16 protein-coding genes, 1 tRNA gene and 1 riboswitch are annotated in these 15,463 nt (G+C 33.1%); of the genes, 3 read left to right on the top strand and 14 right to left on the bottom strand.

Annotated elements, in window-relative coordinates; all coding sequences use genetic code 11:
• Window positions 1-133 precede the first annotated feature (133 nt).
• The 6 genes from C7954_RS09065 to C7954_RS09085 form a co-directional block, all read right to left on the bottom strand.
• Entirely contained in the window at window positions 134-487 is a 354-nt protein-coding gene (locus tag C7954_RS09065; RefSeq protein WP_134059663.1) for a hypothetical protein, read from the bottom strand.
• 127 nt (window positions 488-614) lie between these two features.
• A riboswitch (SAM riboswitch) is annotated at window positions 615-714 on the bottom strand.
• Between the two features lie 59 nt (window positions 715-773).
• On the bottom strand, window positions 774-1,097 hold the full coding sequence (locus C7954_RS09070; RefSeq protein WP_089656104.1) for a helix-turn-helix domain-containing protein: 324 nt from the start codon (window positions 1,095-1,097) through the stop codon (window positions 774-776).
• A 32-nt stretch (window positions 1,098-1,129) separates the two neighbouring features.
• Window positions 1,130-1,504 (bottom strand): HIT family protein, encoded by a 375-nt coding sequence (locus C7954_RS09075; protein ID WP_089720185.1) that lies wholly within the window; start codon window positions 1,502-1,504, stop codon window positions 1,130-1,132.
• A 13-nt stretch (window positions 1,505-1,517) separates the two neighbouring features.
• Complete coding sequence (locus tag C7954_RS13900) at window positions 1,518-2,879, bottom strand: DEAD/DEAH box helicase (RefSeq protein ID WP_234971261.1); 1,362 nt, start codon at window positions 2,877-2,879, stop codon at window positions 1,518-1,520.
• Between the two features lie 59 nt (window positions 2,880-2,938).
• A complete protein-coding gene (locus tag C7954_RS13905) occupies window positions 2,939-3,631 on the bottom strand; it encodes a phospholipase D-like domain-containing protein (protein ID WP_234971262.1) in 693 nt (230 codons plus the stop codon).
• Between the two features lie 172 nt (window positions 3,632-3,803).
• Window positions 3,804-4,742 (bottom strand): Rpn family recombination-promoting nuclease/putative transposase, encoded by a 939-nt coding sequence (locus C7954_RS09085; protein ID WP_073159297.1) that lies wholly within the window; start codon window positions 4,740-4,742, stop codon window positions 3,804-3,806.
• A 216-nt stretch (window positions 4,743-4,958) separates the two neighbouring features.
• Between C7954_RS09085 and C7954_RS09090 the strand changes: the two genes are divergently transcribed.
• Together C7954_RS09090 and C7954_RS09095 are read left to right on the top strand one after the other, a co-directional pair.
• The gene (locus C7954_RS09090) at window positions 4,959-5,360 is read left to right on the top strand and encodes a hypothetical protein (protein WP_073159299.1); all 402 of its coding nucleotides are present in this window, start codon (window positions 4,959-4,961) and stop codon (window positions 5,358-5,360) included.
• A gap of 88 nt (window positions 5,361-5,448) precedes the next feature.
• Window positions 5,449-5,688, top strand: a complete 240-nt coding sequence (locus C7954_RS09095; RefSeq protein ID WP_073159301.1) for an AbrB/MazE/SpoVT family DNA-binding domain-containing protein — start codon at window positions 5,449-5,451, stop codon at window positions 5,686-5,688.
• An 82-nt stretch (window positions 5,689-5,770) separates the two neighbouring features.
• On the opposite strand, the gene C7954_RS09100 is transcribed toward C7954_RS09095, so the two are convergent.
• Complete coding sequence (locus C7954_RS09100; RefSeq protein ID WP_073159303.1) at window positions 5,771-6,478, bottom strand: CBS domain-containing protein; 708 nt, start codon at window positions 6,476-6,478, stop codon at window positions 5,771-5,773.
• A 284-nt stretch (window positions 6,479-6,762) separates the two neighbouring features.
• Between C7954_RS09100 and C7954_RS09105 the strand changes: the two genes are divergently transcribed.
• The gene (locus C7954_RS09105) at window positions 6,763-8,556 is read left to right on the top strand and encodes an alpha-amylase family glycosyl hydrolase (protein ID WP_134059666.1); all 1,794 of its coding nucleotides are present in this window, start codon (window positions 6,763-6,765) and stop codon (window positions 8,554-8,556) included.
• Between the two features lie 257 nt (window positions 8,557-8,813).
• Here the strand turns inward: C7954_RS09105 and C7954_RS14070 are convergent, their stop codons facing one another.
• The 7 genes from C7954_RS14070 to C7954_RS09135 all read right to left on the bottom strand — a co-directional run bounded on the left by C7954_RS14070 (window position 8,814) and on the right by C7954_RS09135 (window position 15,374).
• On the bottom strand, window positions 8,814-8,942 hold the full coding sequence (locus C7954_RS14070) for a hypothetical protein (protein ID WP_256208176.1): 129 nt from the start codon (window positions 8,940-8,942) through the stop codon (window positions 8,814-8,816).
• 250 nt (window positions 8,943-9,192) lie between these two features.
• Window positions 9,193-10,395 carry an SAM-dependent methyltransferase gene (locus C7954_RS09110; protein WP_134059669.1) on the bottom strand — a complete coding sequence of 401 codons (1,203 nt, stop codon included), beginning with the start codon at window positions 10,393-10,395 and terminating at the stop codon, window positions 9,193-9,195.
• Between the two features lie 260 nt (window positions 10,396-10,655).
• Window positions 10,656-11,225 (bottom strand): DUF3841 domain-containing protein, encoded by a 570-nt coding sequence (locus C7954_RS09115; protein ID WP_089656108.1) that lies wholly within the window; start codon window positions 11,223-11,225, stop codon window positions 10,656-10,658.
• Entirely contained in the window at window positions 11,209-11,799 is a 591-nt protein-coding gene (locus C7954_RS09120; protein ID WP_073159307.1) for a DUF3841 domain-containing protein, read from the bottom strand. The genes C7954_RS09115 and C7954_RS09120 overlap by 17 nt, the downstream gene beginning before the upstream one ends.
• A 36-nt stretch (window positions 11,800-11,835) precedes the next feature.
• The gene (gene selB, locus C7954_RS09125; protein WP_089716515.1) at window positions 11,836-13,761 is read right to left on the bottom strand and encodes a selenocysteine-specific translation elongation factor; all 1,926 of its coding nucleotides are present in this window, start codon (window positions 13,759-13,761) and stop codon (window positions 11,836-11,838) included.
• Window positions 13,761-15,176 (bottom strand): L-seryl-tRNA(Sec) selenium transferase, encoded by a 1,416-nt coding sequence (gene selA, locus C7954_RS09130; RefSeq protein ID WP_073159309.1) that lies wholly within the window; start codon window positions 15,174-15,176, stop codon window positions 13,761-13,763. Before selA ends, selB begins: the two co-directional genes overlap by 1 nt.
• Window positions 15,177-15,275: 99 nt before the next feature.
• Window positions 15,276-15,374: transfer RNA gene (locus C7954_RS09135), tRNA-Sec, on the bottom strand.
• Window positions 15,375-15,463 lie beyond the last annotated feature (89 nt).

Below are 15,463 nucleotides of genomic sequence, written 5' to 3' on the forward strand. Positions count from 1 at the left end.
TACTTAAAACCTCCTTTTCAGTTTATTATATACTAACATAGAAGGATGACAGCCTTATGTCGCGAACTGATGTATAATGCGAAAACTCCTCCTCAAAATAAGAAGGAGTCTTAATAATTAGTATTTAATAAATTTATTGATTTTCTTCTCTTTTCTTTTTGGCTGCATTTCTCATATTTCTAAAATAGATACCTGCTCCACCAATTTCAGCCGTCATCTGTCCATCAATAATATAATCAATTTTATCTTTGATCTTTCCCATTAGATCTTCCAGTTCTTCATCTTTTAAATTATAGAGATTATCTTTTATACTTTTTAAATCACACTTTAATTCCTCAACTGGCGGTTTAACTAAAAATTTCTTTCCATTTAATAATTTAATTACTGTCATTTCAAACTCAATTAATTTCATTTCAATTTCAAAAGTCTCCAACCCCTTATATTCCTTCTCCAACTCAGCAATATCTTTCTGTAGTTCTAATAACATTTAATCATCTCCTAATATTATTTTTAATATTAGAGAGATGGACCCGACTGAGCCAAAATCTTTATAGTCTAAACTAATAAAAACTCTTCTCAATAAGAGAAGAGCTCATAGATAATCATCAGCTTCTTTCTTATCTTTCAGCACAACTGCTGCGGAAATTAGCACCTTCCCTGACGGGGGTTGCTGGGTTTCACCGGGTCCGTTCCCTCCACCACTCTTAATAAGAGTAGAATTATTAAATTGTAATTATATATTAACATGGAAGTTAATAAATAGCAAAATATTTTTAATCAGCTTTATTATTAATCATTTTATTAGATTCAATTTTTATTATACTTTCTTGATTAGGATTTAAATTAATATTAGCATCTAAAGCTTTAGTTAATTTAAGTAATGTACTTAATTTAGGCAGCACTTCTTCTGATTCCAGCCTGGCAGTTGCTGATTGTTTTAGGCCAGATTTTTCCGCCAAATCTGTTTGAGTCATATTTTGTTCAAGTCTTAATCTTATTAAATCAGCTGAAATTTTAGATATTAAAATATGACGCTCATACTCTTCTTCTGACATAGATGACTTTACTATTTGATCAAATTCATCCCAATTTTTCATTATATTAGCCCCCTAATCTACTTTCAATATCTTCATCCATCATAATAAACCAGCTGCTTCTTCAGCCTTCTAATTCCACCTCTAGGATTATCAATATCTCCTTCATAGCGGGGTATAATATGCTGATGGATGTGCATTACAGTCTGGCCGCCGGCATAATTAATATTGAACCCGATATTGTAACCATCAGGAGTATATTCTTCCTCTAAGATCTTTTTGCACTCCTTTGTCAGTTGAAAAATGGCCATAATTTCTGCTTCAGTCGCTTCAAAATAATTGGCAAAATGCCGCTTTGAAATCACCAGTATATGCCCTTCATTGACTGGAAATTTATCATATATCGCAAATGCCAGCTCATTTTCTATAATATAATCTTTCTCTGGATACTCACAAAATACACAGCTCATTGTATTCTCACCTCTATTTTAAACGTCTATTGTAATATTTTAGTTTTCTAAGTTCTACTATATCTTTAAAATGCTCAGTTAAATCCTGGTTAATAAATTCTTCCAGCTTCTGATTTAAATAAAATTCCTTATTTACCTCATCATAATTAAAAAACTTCCGTTTAGAAAGATATTTTACAGGATTCTTTTCCGCTTCTTTGATAAATCTCTGCTGATCCCACTGCTGCCAGCCCTGATGTTTTTTCCCATCCAGATCTTTCTGCATTCTGGGATTATCGTGATAAAAGTTCAAAAATGACTGGCCAACTTCTTCTATCAGAGCCTTCATTCTTAACTTACCATCCTTAATCAGTGCTTTTAAAACTGGAATCTTATATAATTTGTTCATTCTTGTACTTTCTATTTCAACTAAAAACTCTTCCGCAATTGTATCAAACCAGCTTTTTTCAGCTGCAGTTAACTCATCTATTTCAGCCAGAAATCTTAAATACCCTTTGTCATAATAGCGGCTGTTTAAAAATTTTTTAATCTCAAGATCAGTTCCCTGATATAAATCAAGCCTCATCGGTCTTCTATTCAGTTCAGACTTTAATCTGAAGTATTCATTTTTCATTCTCTCTTCCAGAGGATCATTTTTCTTCATTTCTGCAAATAAATCTAAAAGCTGGAAATCAAAATTAACCCGACAGCCTTCAGGATATTCAAATTCTTCCGCCTGCTGATATCTCTTATTATCAGCTTCCATTGGGTTTTCTCCAGCTAAGAGCAGGGGCAGATAATGAGCCCGCTTATAATTACCGATAAAATCTAAAACTTTAAGCTTTTCCTTCCTTTCAACCTTGCGCAGACCCCTTCCCAGCTGCTGTAAGAAGACAACATAAGATTCTGTCGGTCTCAGAAAGAGTACCGTATCAAGTTCAGGTATATCTACACCCTCATTAAAGATATCAACCGCAAAAATCATTTCAATCTCAGCCTGACGCAGTTTTTTAACAGCCTCTTTACGCTCCATAAAATATGGACCCTGATCAGCCCCGGAATGAACTGTTACTGCCTTGACTCCCTGCTGATTAAAATACTCTGTCATATATTTAGCATGCTCAATTGAAGAACAGAAGCCTAAAGTTCTTTTACCGGATCTCTTCCTGTAATTATTATGGATTAAATCAGCTCTTTTGTGGGTAGAAAGTGCCTTTTCCAGCTCTTTTCCATTATATTTACCATTCTGATAGCTGATCCCTTCATAATCGACTTCCTGGTCATAGATACCAAAATATTCAAAGGGAACCAGCAGGTCCCGGTTGATTGCAGTCCTTAAGTCAATCTCATAGATCTTGTTATTGCTGCAGAGTTCAAAAATATCCTTGTTATCCATTCTGTAGGGAGTTGCTGTCAAACCGAGTAGAAAATCTGGTTCAAAATATTCCAGTACATTTAGATAGCTGTCAGATAAGTTTTCCCGACTCCCGTCGCAGCTGCCACAATTCCTTCCTGATATCCTTCTTCCCGGGCCAGCCTGAGCTCATAAAGAGCCTCTATCTGGGCTCCCCGGGGTTTAGGTTTTTGCTTCTCTTTCTGAACTTTATCTTTATGATCCTGATAATCTTTTTCCTTTTTTATGTAAGCTGCTTTATCAACTTCTCTGCTGATTGAAGGTTTAACCCAATCTGCAGCATAGTTCTTTAAAAGCTGATCTGTAATTTCTACTGAATAGTTATTATAGAGGTCATTAAATTCCTCTGTAAACTCCTTAAAAGCCTCCTCATCTTTTTCTCTTTCCAGTCGGTAGTTCCACTCAATTCCACCGTGAAGGGCAGAATAAGAAATATTTGAGGACCCAATAAATATAATTTCTTCACTTTTATTTTTAAAAAAATAGGCCTTGGGGTGAAAAGAAATATCCTGAGAATCCCTTTCCTGATCAGCAAAAAACTTAAGTTCTGCCAGATCTCCCAGTTTATCTTTTAAAAGATAGAGAGCTGATGGTTCAGTTATGTTTAAATATCTCGAAGTAAGGATTTTAATATTAGCTCCATTTTTTAGAGCTGCTTTTTTTAAGGGCCCTGCCAGAAGGTGAGCCCCAGATTCTCTTAAAAATGAAACAATGATTTTTATTTCTTCTGCCACGGTTATACCTCCTAAAATCTCTGCTAATATAATTATTCTTCAAAAAGAAATCTATTCCTTTTTTATTGATGATGATTAAAAGATAGTATAATAACTTTTTGAATAAGATTGTCTATAAATGAAAAAACCCTCCTCAAATGAGAAGGGTGCTTAAATAGTATTTTAAATATTTTTAGTGTTTAATATAATTAATAAATTCTTCTTCTGAATCAACAGTTAATATTTTTTCACTCAACTCTTCGATTTTCTCTAATTTAGCATTATTAATTAAAGAGATAGTTTCAGGATCTAAATTACCAAACTTAAAATTTATCTGTTTCAGTAAAATCCTTTTTGCTTCCTTAGTTCTTAATTTATCAGCTGCAGATATCACAATATCAGCCTCCTTTTTCATGCCTTCATATTTTAGTCTTTCATTTAAAATATAATAATTAAATTCCTCTCTACTATCAGCAATATAATTTAAGCCTAGATAAAAAATATCCCTATCTACACCATTTTCACTAATTACAAAAGAGATTATTTCCTGATAAACTACTTTTATATCTTTTATCTTTGAAATCTTAAAGAATTTTAAAGTCAACCGTACTTTTCTATCTCCTAATAAATTTAAATTAGCATCATTGGAAAAATCATAAAATACTGTTTCGAAATCTGGAAGATACTTGTTTAAATCATAATTTTCTATCATATTTTGATCAAAATATTCTGCAAAACTTTTTATTACTAGACTGCCGTTACCTCCGTGGTAAAATAAAATTGGAATAATAAAAGATAAGCTTTTTATTCTTTTAGTTCGTTTTTCGCGCATCCAGATTCTAGCCAAGTAATTAAAAATCTGCATTACTGACCATTTATCATTATAACTTTTGTGTTCAAACAGAAAATAAACTCCATATTTCTTATCTCCAATTTTTGACTTAAATAATAAATCAGAGTAATAACTATTCTTTCCAGTATACGAAATTGGTCTGGGATCAAGTTCACTGAAGTCAACAAATTCTCTCAAATTCTGCGGTAAATAACTCTGTAAAAAATTTCTGCTGATATCTACTCTGCCAAAAGTTTTCTTAAAAAAATCATCATGAGGTGTATTTGATTTTTCAGGCACGGCAATTTTCCCTTCTAAATATATTTTACCATAACTTAAAGCTCAAGTTCAATGATAATATAAATATTATACCATTAATTGTAAATTATAGCAAAATTTATTTATTCGTTATAATATACCATAATATATCAGATAATAATCAAAAGGCCCTATTAATTATTTTAATTCAGCAGTATAATTAGATATATAAAACAAAATTAAGGGGGATTAATAAAAATGAGAATTATATTAAATTCATTTTCAGTAGTAATAATTATCCTGATATTTATCTTAATCATAAAAACAACTGCACTGGCCCATATACCATTAGATACTTCTGATTCTGCAACTAAAGCAGAGCCAATATTTGTTGAGGATCATCAAATTTCCTGGGCCGCCTACAATCAATTAGATAATGCAGATAATGTTGATTATTCCAGTTTTAAGGCTGAGCAGGACCAGGGCAAATACACCCTTGCTATTGGCCGCAGAGAAGTCTGGACCTTCAGTGATCTGATCAAAATGCCAAAAATCTGGTGGGATACCAGAATATTTGTAGAAAAAGAGAATTCGACTTATATAATTTCAGCTTTATTTATAGCAGTAAGCTCCTTTATTTTATATAAATTTATTTTTTAAGAATAATCAATAATGTTTTTTAACAATCCCAGCTGCTAGTTTAGAAAGCCTGCATACAGAACTCACAAAAATTCAAGGTGGTGATAAAATGAGTGATAAATTAGTAGTAAAAGTAGATGCAAGAGGAAAGATCACAATTCCTAAAGAAGCGCTTAAAGCAGGTGATATTCTCTTTATAAATTTAAGCCCGGGCAAAGTAGAATTAACCCGAGCTATTGAAGACCCACTGGTAGAATTAGCCTCCTATGCAGAAAAAGAATATAAGAACGGGAACACTCAAAACCTAAGAGACTTCGCTGCGGAAGAAGGTATTAATCTAGATGACTGATTATACAATTGAAATTATCAATTCTGTAAAAAATGATTTATTTGGAAGCAAAAAGAAGAGTTGAAGTCTTAAAAAAATTAGATTAAATATTTAACTTATTGTAAATTTCTGGTATTTCCCAGCCAGTAATAATCCCCTGCAGTACTTCCTCTTTTTTTCCGTTTTCAGTTATTAAAAAAGCATCAATTTTATTTCCCGCTTTAATAATTGACTCATGCTTATCAATTAAGATATCCAGTTTGCTGTCTTTTGAAATAAATTCGCAGACTTCATCTTCTTCTGCATATTTTACAACTTCTTTTATCTGAGCATCTTCAATAATCAGATTACCGCCTTGATCTGACTTTAAATCTCCCATCCATCTAATGATCGTATTTGTGGTCAGTAATTCAATATACTTTCCCTTTTGATCTACTACTGGAATTTGAGTATAGTCATATTTATTCATATCTTTTATTGTTTTAATTATTGAGTTATCCTCTTTTATTACCATTAAATTATCATCAATAAAATCAATAATTTTAGGAGAATCTATTACTTTTTCTAAAATTTCTTCTAATAAAGTGTATAAGGAGCTGCTGGGTAAAAAATAATATTCATTGTTGTGGGCAATCGAGTTTCTAACTTTCCTTACCGTGTCAAGTTCATCTCTGTACTTTTTAATTATATAATCATTTTTTCGGCCTTTATACAGCAGACTGTAAAAAGAAGTCTCCCAGTCATTAACTTCTTTTAGATGTTCATAGAGTTCATTAAACATTTCGATAAATTTATCTTTTTTACTTTCCATAATTAGCACCTCTCATTTCAGTATAAGGAATAATATGCTGATAAAATTACATTAAAGTCTGTCCCCAAAATACAAAATTCATTTTATCCCTTCTACCTTAGTTAAATTTTTTTCTATTATAATTATTCTTCAAAAAGAAATCTATTCCTTTATTTCACCTCTAATTAAACAGTTCTTTAAAGGAGGAAAAGTAATAATTTTGAAGAATATAATTAATAGATAACAATAAAATAATATAGATAAAATAATGTAAATTATAAACATAAAACATAAGGAGGCAGACTATGAAAAGTATACAGGAATTTAATTTAAAAGAAATTACTGAAACAAGAGAATATCAAAAATCGCCGGAAGCATGGGATGAACAGATTTTTTATTTTCTGCTTGTAGATAGATTTGCATCTGAAAAAGAATATCCTCTCTATGACGAGAAAACTGATTATGAAAATGCATTGAAAACAGATAAAGATAAGCAGAACTGGCTGGACAGTGGAGAAAAATGGATCGGAGGCACTTTAAAAGGAATAACAGATAAACTTGACTATCTCAAAGAATTGGGAGTAAGTGTCCTCTGGATAAGCCCGGTCCTTAAACAGCCTGTTTACTCAGATAATTATCACGGTTACGGAACCCAGAACTTTTTACAGATTGATCCTCATTTTGGCACAAAAGATGAGCTCAAAAATCTGGTTGATGAGGCACATAAAAGAGGAATCTATATTATCCTTGATGTAATAATAAACCACACAGCTGATGTATTTCTTTATGATGCAGCAGATCCCTTCTATACCGGTCAGGAATATCCTGTTAAAGCATTCAGAGATAAAGATGGAAAAGCAGTTATTGACCCCAATAATCCTGACTACAGCACTACCTGGCCTGAGGGAGGAGTCTGGCCTGAAGAAATTTTTAATTTAACTACCTTCAGCAAAAAAGGTTATATTAGAGACTGGGAAAGTGACCCGGAATATAGGGAGGGAGATTTTTTTTCCTTAAAAAATATTAATACTGGTTCTGGAAAGACAGATGCCTATAAACCCTCAGAAGCTTTAAAAATTTTAACAGAATGCTATAAATACTGGATAGCATATGCAGACTTAGACGGCTTTAGAATGGACACAGTAAAACACCTGGATCCGGGTGCTGTACGTTTTTTTGTAACAGAAATTAAAGAATTTACTCAAACTCTAGGAAAAAAGGATTTTTATATATTAGGAGAAATTACAGGTGGTATGGAATTTGCAAAGTCCATCTGTGAAAACACAGGTCTTGATGCAGCTCTCGGCATCAACAAAATTCCGGAAATCCTTGAAAATGTAGCCAAGGGATATTCCTCAGCAGAAAACTATTTCTCGATTTTTACAAATTCTCAAATTTTAAGTGAAGGTGAAAACCAGTGGTATCATAAAAGAGTCATTACAATGTTTGACGACCATGATATGGTATATAAGCCTCAGCATAAGGAGCGTTTTACAGCAGATAAAAAAACAGCTTCTCTTCTTAAAAATGCTGTCTTCTTAAACTTTTTCACCGCTGGAGTTCCCTGCATCTATTATGGAACTGAACAGGGATTTGACGGCAGTGGAGACCATGACAAGTATGTTAGAGAATCAATGTTTGGAGGAGAGTTTGGTGCATTTAGAACCCGAAACAAAAGCTTTTTTAACAGGGAACATCCTGTATATAAGGAAATGAAAAAACTGGCTGAACTTAGAAACGAGTATATCCACCTCAGATTGGGCAGGCAGTATTTAAGGGAAATATCAGAACTAAAAACTAACAATTTCCACCTGCCTCAGGCAGATCAAACAAGATGCAGAGAAATTATTGCCTGGTCAAGGATCTTCAGTCAGGATGAATTTTTATTAGCAATAAACTGTGAATTAGAAAAAGCCCAAAAAACAAAAGTTTTAATTGACAGTGAAATTCATCTACCCGGCGAAAAATTTATCTGTGTCTACTCATCTGATGAGAAGAAAATTGGAGAAGAAATTGAGATAAAAGAAGCTGATAAAGGTAAAAATTATTTGGAATTAGAGATCCCGGCCAAAGGAAGGGCTATTTATAGGTCTTTTTAAGCTGCAGTTAATTTTTCATCAATCTCTGCTGCATTTTCTGCAAGCTCTATTATCTCAAAATGAGGCTCTATCTTTTCTTTCATATTATAATAGCTATCTTCTATATTTACTTCTATTACCTTTCCATTTTTGATTTCTTAATAAAATCTTCGTTAAAGATCGGTCGTTTCCTGCTTAATCAATCTTAACTTAAAAACATAATCATCCATGTAAAAGCCATTACCCCTATGTGTTAGGATAGTTGTCATGGGGTGTTTTTAACCAGCTTCATTATTAATCATTTTATTAGATTCAATTTTTATTATACTTTCTTGATTAGGATTTAAATTAATATTCGCATCTAAAGCTTTAGCTAATTTAAGTAATGTACTTAATTTAGGCAGCACTTCCTCTTTGCTCCCATTTTCTACTGGTAACTTATGCCTTTTAGTTCCTGTTCCTCAAACCGCAGCTTTGCCTCCAACTTCTTTCAGATTCCACCTCACAATGGACACCCTTGTCTTCCTAGCGGTTGCACTATTAACCGCCACATCAGACTTGCACTGATTGGCAAATATTCATGCCAGGCAAATTAAAAACTCTTCTCAATAAGAGAAGAGCTCATAGATAGTCATCAGCAATAAATTCATTTTAATCTTAATCGTTTTGATAAATATATTCTCTAGTCAGCGGCAGCTCAGTATTTTTCCCTTTTGAAAAAAGAATTTGATGAACTGAAGTTGAAGCATAACGGAAGGTAAAAACAACCCCCATTAAAAATGTCCTCCACATTCTATAAAAATGATCATCAAATTTTTCTTTAACCTGATCACTCACTTTTTCATAATTATCCAGCCATCTTTCTGCTGTTAAAGAATAATGATAACCAATATCTTCAGCATCTAAAAGATGAAAATTATTTTCCGGCAGCTCCCAGACTATTTCTCTTAGTGATGGAATATAGCCCCAGGGGAAGATATATTTCTGCAGCCAGGGATGAGCTGGTTGTTCTTTTAAATGAGTAATAGAATGCAGTAGTGACAAACCCTTATTTTTTAATAATTTATCAATTACTTCAAAATAAATTGGAATATTTTCTTTCCCAACATGTTCAAACATCCCCACACTTACTATTTTATCAAACTGTTCATTTTCTTCAGCTAAATCTCTATAATCCTGTCTTCTAATTTCAATTTTATCTACAAGTCCAGCTTTAGCAACTCGTTTTTTAGCTTCAATTTCCTGTTCCTTACTTAAGGTTATTCCCATTACATCTACTCCATATTTTTCTGCTGCTCTTAAAGCAAGTGAACCCCAGCCACAGCCAATATCAAGCAGTCTTTCCCCTGCTTTCAAATTTAATTTTTTTAAAATATGATCAATTTTCTGCAGCTGTGCAGCTTTTAGATCATCATCTTCATTCTTAAAATAGGCACAGGAGTAGGTCATTGTCTCATCCTGCCAGAGTTTAAAGAAATCATTTCCAATATCATAATGCTCTCGGACTCCTTTTTCCTCTTCAGCTGGAGACTCAGAAGTCTGGAAGTCTAGAACCTGATCAATTTTGTACTTTTCAATTTCTTCCTTAAGCTCAAAAACATTCTCACCAGCTGTCTCAATTAACTTTTTAATACTTCCCTCAAAGTTAATTTTGCCGTCCATATATGCTTCACCCATTTTGAGCTGTGGACTTTTTCTGATCTCATTAAGACTCAATTTTTCCGCAAAAATTATCTTAAAAGCGGGATCTGACTGCAGCTGCTGATTAAAAACTTTAGTTTCTCCATCCCAGTATTCTATTTCAAATTTCTGACCGTCAACTCTTTTAAATATAGCATCCAAAATTTTCTTTGTTAACATTATTAAAACCTCCATCTTTGATTTAATAATTATCTTTGAATTAGAACAAAATGTCCTTCGGACAATCTGTAATACAGTAAGGTTAAATTTTGTTGATAGCGGAAATTATGAAAACTATAAATATTATCCACAACAAACCATCACGTATAATTCCCTAGCTAATAAGAAAATCTACGCCCAATTTTAATAACAATTTTTTTCCATCCAGCAGGCATCTAGGAAAGTATCTTTTAGAATCAGCTGCAGCTTTTTTAAAAATTCTATTTATTTTCAATTACTTCCTCAACCCAGCTGGAACGGAGCTCCCAGACTGCTGCTCCTTTTATTTTAGAATTAAAGCCATCATATTCAACTTGAAAAAACTTCTGCCAGCTCTGCTTAATTTTATTTTTCAGAACAGGATAGTGGGGAGAAAGCATAACTTCTGAATCATCAGCTATCCCCATTTTTTCTAAAATATCCTGGTGCTGGTCTAAATCTTTTTTGTTCTCAGCAATATAGCTGAGATTTAAAATCTGATTCCATTTCTTTTTATCAAAAAATATTATTTTTTCTTTAGGAACCTGCAGTTTAATTAAAAAACCTTCCCCACCACTCAGTGCATTTTCTGGATCAGCTGCAGCCCAGAATGGATACTCAGCATCTTTAGGTTTTGCAACTATTTTTTTAGCTTTTTTAACAAAAAAATCATATGCTTTTAGAAATATCTCAGCTTCTGAACCATACTTCTGTTTGATATATCTTTTCTTAACCGTCACTCTTTCTTCTTTAAATAATAAGTTTTTGACCTTTCTGCTCTGCTGAGTCCAAATTTCAACCTCTGTACTCATAATCAACCACCCATTCCTCTTTCAGTTCCCAGCTTACTGCCACTTTTTTATCTGAAAGCTCTATATCTGAATCAAAAAGTCTCTCCCAGCTTGAAGTCATTTCTCTTTTCAACCTCGGATAAAAGTCCTGCAGATAAATATCAGACTCAACATTAATATTATTCTTTTCAAGTTTTTCTCTAAACCTTTTTCTATCCTCTTTATTTTTTGGCAGGTAGAGATAATTAACTATATAATCCCATTTCAAGAGATCAAAGATCATAATTTCTGCTTCTGGAATCTCAAGCTCAAAAAAGACCATCCCCTCTGCTGTAGGGAGTTTAAGTTTTTCTTCTGTGCTGAGCCAGATCGGATATTTTAATTCTTCTTTGATATCCATTCTTTTAGCTGCCTGATTCCGCAGCCATCTGTAAACATCAAGATAAATATCAGCACAGTCAGCAAGTTTTTTTCTAATATACCTTTCTTTTACTCTATAAGTCCCTTTTTCTTTAAGTATTTTTAGGACATTTTTGTGCTGTCTGGTCCAGACTCTAAACTTCAGCTTTCCATTTTCATCCGTTATTTTTTCCATAATCTGACCCACCCTCAGCATTATTTTTAAGAAATCTTAATTAAAAAGTACTCTTTTATCTCCATTCTTTTTAATCATTCTTTCTTTTTCAAATTTTTTCAGCAGAGCTAAAGCATATTTTCTGCTGCTTTCAATTAGATCTCTAAATTCACCCAGCTCTATTGCAGAATTTTCTTCTAAATACTCTTTTAATAATTTTTCTGCTCCCTCTACAGCCTGACTGTGAATTAATATCTCATTATTTAATCTGATTATAACATCATTAAGAATCAAATAATTAATAATTGAATTATACTTTTCTTCTTTTTGTTGGTCTATATCTAATTTATCCTTAATTTCTGCTGAACTTGGAGGAGTATATAAATTTATTTTAAACTCTTTAATAATTCTATCTTTCAACTCTTTTTCTGATTTATTAAAACTAATCTCAAAATCTAAAAGTGCTAAAGCATTTTCTTTTTCTTTAATTAGCTTCTTGGAAATTAAAATTTTAATAATTTTGTTAAATTCCTGATTATCAAAATTAAATTTAATTTTTGACCTCAGCTCTTCTTTACTGATGCCAGGCTCCAGATGATTTTTTTGATGATAGGAAGCAATAAATTCAAGTATTTGTTCTTCAACTTCTGCAAATTTATCAACATGAATCCATAAGCTGTTGTTAGCCTCTTTAAGGCAGATTATTTTTCCAACAGCTTCTAATTTGCTGAGAATTTTTTTAAGCTCAGTTTCTTTCAGTGATGATTTTTTCAATAAATACTCTTTGGAAGCCGATTCATACTTTTTAGAATTAATAAAAATTTCTATTTTTTTTTCCCAATCTCCTGCTTCAATTTTTTTAAGCATTTTAGTTATCTGCTTGTCATTTCTTTTTCTTGGAGGTGGGTCAACAATTATTACCCGGCCACCGCCAATAAGATCCATTGGTGAATATCTTCTAATCACAAATTTTTCTCCTAAGAAAGCTGCAATCTCCTCTTCCAAACTAAATAAAACATAAGCTTCTTCTTCAGGAAATAGTTGTTTTTGATCATAAATGTAGACTCTGCCGATAATTTCTTTGGCTCCAATATGAAATCGTATCTGATCACCATTTTTGAGAACAAAATTTAAATCTTTGAGCATTTTTAAGTTTGCCTCAAAATATTTTGTCTTAAAAAGTGAATTAACTTCTGCGAGTACATCTCCCCGCTGCAGCTCATCTTTATCAATACCTGAAATATTGATCCCTACTCTCTGACCCGGATATACTTTCTGAACCTGATCATTGTGAACCTGCAGACTCCTAACTCTAATTTTTTTAGACTGAGGATAAAGTTCAAGCTCATCTTCTACCTCAATAACTCCTCTAAAAAGTGTTCCGGTTACTATTGTTCCAAAGCCTTTAAGAGTAAAGACTCTATCTATTGGGAAATAGGTGTTGTTGTCAGTTTTTTTAGTGCTAATATTTTTAATAATTCTATTTAATTCCGCTTTTAAAGCATCTATCCCATTTTTTTCTACAGCAGAAACAGGAATTATTTTTGCCTCTTCTAAAAAGGAACCAGCCAGCTTTTCTCGAGTGTCATCCAGAACCAGCTCCTGCCACTCTGCATCTACTTTGTCAGTTTTAGTAAGGGCCACAACTCCGTGTTTAACTCCCAGCAGATCAAGAATTGCCAGATGTTCTTTGGACTGAGGCATCATCCCCTCATCTGCAGCAACCACTAAAATTGCAAGATCAACTCCAGCAGCTCCAGCCAGCATGTTTTTTATAAATTTTTCATGGCCGGGAACATCAATAATTCCTACCTGATTCTCGTTAGAAAGTTTAAAAGAGGTAAAACCAAGCTCAATTGAAATTCCGCGTTCTTTTTCCTGCTGCAGTCTATCTGTATCTGCACCGGTAAGGGCCTTAATTAAAGTCGTTTTCCCGTGATCGATATGTCCGGCTGTACCAATAATAAGATTCTTATCATTCATCAGACTTCCTCCTCCAGAATCTGATTAATCTCTGCAGCGAGTAATTCAATTTCAGCTGGCTGTACTGTTTTTAAATCAATTATTAACTTCTGATCTTTTATTCTGCTGAAAATAGGCATCTCTGCCTGACGTAATTTATAAGCTAATTTTTCTGAAGAAATCAGCTTGGAGTCAATTGTCAAAACATAGGTCTTGATTTCAGTCAGCGGATAACTACCTCCACCTATTCGCGCTGTACCTTTTTTAATTTTAATTTTAAATTTTTCATTTCTTTCCAGCAGATCGTACAGTTTTTCAGCTCTTTCCCTGATTTTTTCATCTGTCTCTGTCAGCATTTTAAGAGTTGGAATTTTAGCTAAAGCCTCTTCAAAGTTGCGGTACAATTTAAGTGTGGCTTCAAGTGCTGCCAGAGTAAATTTATCAACTCTCAAGGCTCTTAATAACGGATGGTATTCTAATTTCTCAATATATTCTTTCTTACCTACAATTATCCCGGCTTGAGGTCCTCCAAGCAGTTTATCTCCACTAAAGGTTACTAAATCAATACCTGCATCTATACTTTCTTTGACTGTAGGTTCATACGGCAGTCCATAAGACTGCAGATCAAAAATTATACCACTGCCTAAATCTTCTATAACAGGAATATCTCTCTGGTGGGCATCATTGACCAGTTCCTCAGCCTCAACAACCGCTGTAAATCCTTTAATTCTATAATTACTGGTATGTACTTTTAAAAAAGCACCAGTCTCTTCTGTAACAGCATTTATATAGTCCTTTAAATAGACTTTATTGGTTGACCCAACTTCTACTAACTTGGCTCCACTCTGCTCCATAACTTCTGGAACTCTAAATGACCCTCCAATTTCTACAAGTTCTCCTCGAGAAATCACTACTTCTTTATCTGCAGCCACAGCAGCCAGGACAAGAGTTACTGCAGCTGCATTATTATTAACCACCAGAGCGGCTTCAGCTCCAGTTAATTTTTTTATAATATTCTGAACTGAAGAATAGCGGTCACCTCTTTCCCCACTTTCTCTATCAATTTCTAAAGTAGAATAGTGAGTGGCAACATTATTAACCGCCTCTGCAGCACTATCTGCAAGCAGAGATCTGCCTAGATTTGTATGTATCACCACACCAGTTGCATTAATGGCAGCTGACATTTCTGGCTTATATATCTTTTTTAAATAATCTCTGGCTGAATCTAAAATATTTTCTGTCTTTAGTTTATCATTATCGAAATCAGCCTGCAAAAAATCATCAGCTAAAATCTTAGTTCTCAATTTATCAGTTACAAATCTGATTCCTTCCAATAAATCAGATCTAGAATAATCATTTTTTATTTTTTCTGCCTTTTTGTTATTCAGTATATCATTTACGGCAGGTATTGATTTTAAAAGCTCTTTCTTGCTCATAACCACTTCCTCCTAAAGTTAATAGCTCCTCTGCTAAAAAAATACATCTAAAAAGATTGTATAATCTAAGATAGATGTCAGAAAGGTTACAGATTTTATTGGCGGGAATGGATGGGAATCGAACCCACCACAGACAGGTCCGCCTGCCTGCCGCTGGATTTGAAGTCCAGGATGCTCACCATGAACATAACCACTCCCATATATTTTATTATTAATATAATTATAGCATTTATTTATCTGTTTTACAATTTAAAAAGGAAAAACAGAGCCTATTTAAAAGTCAATAA

Origin of the sequence: Halanaerobium congolense, assembly GCF_004366375.1 — a bacterium.
Lineage (GTDB): Bacteria > Bacillota > Halanaerobiia > Halanaerobiales > Halanaerobiaceae > Halanaerobium > Halanaerobium congolense.

Excerpts from the sequence above, each read along its gene's own strand:
- C7954_RS09065 (WP_134059663.1), bottom strand. The coding sequence starts at position 487 with ATGTTATTAGAACTACAGAAAGATATTGCTGAGTTGGAGAAGGAATAT.
- C7954_RS09070 (WP_089656104.1), bottom strand. The coding sequence starts at position 1,097 with ATGAAAAATTGGGATGAATTTGATCAAATAGTAAAGTCATCTATGTCA.
- C7954_RS09075 (WP_089720185.1), bottom strand. The coding sequence starts at position 1,504 with ATGAGCTGTGTATTTTGTGAGTATCCAGAGAAAGATTATATTATAGAA.
- C7954_RS13900 (WP_234971261.1), bottom strand. The coding sequence starts at position 2,879 with ATGGATAACAAGGATATTTTTGAACTCTGCAGCAATAACAAGATCTAT.
- C7954_RS09090 (WP_073159299.1), top strand. The coding sequence starts at position 4,959 with ATGAGAATTATATTAAATTCATTTTCAGTAGTAATAATTATCCTGATA.
- C7954_RS09095 (WP_073159301.1), top strand. The coding sequence starts at position 5,449 with ATGAGTGATAAATTAGTAGTAAAAGTAGATGCAAGAGGAAAGATCACA.
- C7954_RS09100 (WP_073159303.1), bottom strand. The coding sequence starts at position 6,478 with ATGGAAAGTAAAAAAGATAAATTTATCGAAATGTTTAATGAACTCTAT.
- C7954_RS09105 (WP_134059666.1), top strand. The coding sequence starts at position 6,763 with ATGAAAAGTATACAGGAATTTAATTTAAAAGAAATTACTGAAACAAGA.
- C7954_RS09110 (WP_134059669.1), bottom strand. The coding sequence starts at position 10,395 with ATGTTAACAAAGAAAATTTTGGATGCTATATTTAAAAGAGTTGACGGT.
- C7954_RS09115 (WP_089656108.1), bottom strand. The coding sequence starts at position 11,225 with ATGAGTACAGAGGTTGAAATTTGGACTCAGCAGAGCAGAAAGGTCAAA.
- C7954_RS09120 (WP_073159307.1), bottom strand. The coding sequence starts at position 11,799 with ATGGAAAAAATAACGGATGAAAATGGAAAGCTGAAGTTTAGAGTCTGG.
- selB (WP_089716515.1), bottom strand. The coding sequence starts at position 13,761 with ATGAATGATAAGAATCTTATTATTGGTACAGCCGGACATATCGATCAC.
- selA (WP_073159309.1), bottom strand. The coding sequence starts at position 15,176 with ATGAGCAAGAAAGAGCTTTTAAAATCAATACCTGCCGTAAATGATATA.